Annotated in this window: 1 protein-coding gene; it reads right to left on the bottom strand. The window is 49.0% G+C overall.

Going from position 1 to position 633, the window contains the following annotated elements; translation table 11 throughout:
• Nucleotides 1-633: sulfite exporter TauE/SafE family protein (locus tag A3766_RS09120; RefSeq protein WP_068642112.1), on the bottom strand; the 633-nt coding region annotated here is incomplete at both ends.

The raw sequence follows: 633 nt of genomic DNA, 5'->3' as shown, positions 1-633 counted from the left end.
TCAATCCCAAACTCCATTCAGGCCGTCCTTGCAAATCACTTCCCATCATCACATTACTGAGCGTGGCAAATAAAGCGATGGGTAAACCACATGCAGCGGCGGTACCCACCACTTCTTTCATCTCAATACGATACCGACTCAAATAAGGAACGCTAAGTGTTCCACCACCAATCCCGAAGATAGAAGAAAACCACGCAATGACCACGCCCATTATAGATAGTGCGATATTTCCGGGTATCGCCAAAGACTGCAAGCTAGCGGATTTGATAAACATTCGCAGCGCTACAATCACCGCAAAAAGTCCAAACAGCTTTTTCAGCATCCAGCCATCTAGTTGCACCAGCGTTAATACACCAAGCACCGCACCTAGCGCAATACCAGCACTCATCGGCCGAAACACCGACCACAAAACCGCGCCTCTCTTATGGTGATTATATACCGAGCTCATCGAGGTAAACACTATGGTCGCAAGTGAAGTTGCTATCGCCATATGGGTCAAGACTTCTGCGGGGAAACCTTGGCTTTCGAAGACAAAAACCAGGATAGGCACGACGACTAAACCACCACCCACGCCAAAGAGCCCTGCCGTTAACCCGGCAAAGATACCCGCCAGCAAGTAGCTCACAATAAACA

The organism is Oleiphilus sp. HI0132, assembly GCF_001635845.1.
This window is presented reverse-complemented; position numbering and strand designations above follow the sequence as displayed.